The organism is Campylobacter sp. US50a, assembly GCF_004379015.1.
Lineage (GTDB): Bacteria > Campylobacterota > Campylobacteria > Campylobacterales > Campylobacteraceae > Campylobacter_D > Campylobacter_D jejuni.
In genome coordinates, this window is record NZ_RYYJ01000035.1 from 1 (window position 1) to 1,703 (window position 1,703).

3 protein-coding genes are annotated in these 1,703 nt (G+C 32.2%); all 3 read right to left on the bottom strand.

From position 1 onward, the window contains the following. Positions 1-546 (bottom strand): hypothetical protein (locus ELQ11_RS09460; protein WP_134225299.1); only part of this gene is annotated, 546 nt, incomplete at its 3' end. Then, entirely contained in the window at positions 539-1,162 is a 624-nt protein-coding gene (locus ELQ11_RS09465; protein WP_079463305.1) for a hypothetical protein, read from the bottom strand. The genes ELQ11_RS09460 and ELQ11_RS09465, both read right to left, overlap by 8 nt. 16 nt (positions 1,163-1,178) lie before the next feature. After that, positions 1,179-1,703, bottom strand: a 525-nt coding sequence (locus ELQ11_RS09470) for a VgrG protein (protein WP_208359343.1), incomplete at its 5' end; no start/stop codon positions are given.

Genomic DNA, 1,703 nt, shown 5'->3' on the forward strand with positions numbered 1-1,703 from the left:
ACCCACCACTGTCCCAACAATAGGAAAGCTCGAGCCTATAGCTGCTCCAGTTGCTGCACCTGCGGCAATACGAGAAAGTATGGATACGCCAGCTCTAGCTGCGATATTAGATGCTACTCTTGAGCTAGCTATCTTAGTTGCAGCATTAGAAGCAACCCTGCTAGTTTGAGTTAAGGCTTGTTTGGCAACATATTCACTATATTTACTTAATGGAGTTTCATCTATAAATATACTGATACCAACACCAACGCTTGTTTCAGTCAAAGCCCTTACATTGGATTTTCCCTCTGCTTTAGACAGAAAAAAATTCAATATTCCAAAATTCACTACTGTTATTTTATGACGCATGGTTTTCCAAAACAAAGAATCAGCTTTTATATCTAAACTTTTTATCCCTTTTTCAAAAGCCTCAGTAGCAAAACCTCCTGCAATGCCTAGTCCGTAAGGAGCAACATCTCCAAATGCTCCTAAATCCCTTTTATCACTAGGAGTGTTTTGAGTTTCTTTGGAATAAAGCTCTAAACTTCCATAAATATTTTCATTCATCTTTTTTCTCTTTTCTGAGTTCCATTGCTTCTTTAAGGAAAGTGGTATCAATTTTATGAAAACCGGTTACAAATGAAATGATTTTTTCAAATTCTTCATCACCTAAGCTTAACAAATAAGGCATTACATGGGGCTTTATAATGGCATTAACTTTTGCATAAAAATCATTTTTTAGTTCTATTTCATGCTTGATAAGATTTTTAATGTAGTATCTTTTACCTTTGAGAGTTTGTATAACTATATCTCCCACCAAAGCACGCGATGGGTTATAAGAATACACAAAAAAAGTTCCTAAAGGAAAAATTAAATCATTCCTAAAATAGAATTCAACCACAAGTTTTTCTTTTGTGATATAAATTCTTTTAAAATTTACTGTTTTATAAACAAGACTTATATATATATATAATACATAAAGATATATAATAAAAACCACAAACCATTTAAAATTCTTAGTATTGTCAAATGCCCTAGGGAGCCAATAAAGAAAAAAACACAAAAATCCAGTGTATATTATCCCGCAAAATAAAAATGCAGGTATATATTTCTTTTCTTCAAAAATGATTTCATCTTGAGTGTTTTGCTCTTTGATTTCTGTGTTATTGTTTGTTTGGCTCATTTTTATCTCCGAGTTATCATTCTGCCCTAAGCTCTCCACCTCTAACCACAAGTCCTTTAGAGTCTATAGTTACTTCAACTCCACCTGCTTTAATGATAACACAATCTCCCTTAGTAACAATTTGAGTATCGCCTACTTGATGGAGGATTTGATTACCTGCTTTTACTTCACAATCTGTTTGAAAGTCAAAAGTTGAATTATCTGATTCTAAAGAATATTGTTCCTCTACCTTTGTCTGCATGGAATTGGACTTTAAGGATGTATTATCTTGTATGTGGGCGGATAAATTTTGATGAACATTAAGGAAAAATTCTTTTTCTATTGTTTGGGTTAAAGACTTTTCTATTAATAATTTATTTTCTTCCTTCACATTTCTTATCTCATCTTTATGGATAATAGTATTTTGATTAGCACCTATTTCTATGTCTTTGTTTTCTCCTACATATTCGCTAGAATTCTTAGATACTCTTACTTTATTATCTACTCCTACATTTAAGGTATTGCTTAATCCTACTATGGTATCTTTAGATAAGCCTACATT

What these genes read in the sequence shown, in the direction of transcription:
- ELQ11_RS09465 (WP_079463305.1), bottom strand. Translation starts at nt 1,162, where the DNA reads ATGAGCCAAACAAACAATAACACAGAAATCAAAGAGCAAAACACTCAA.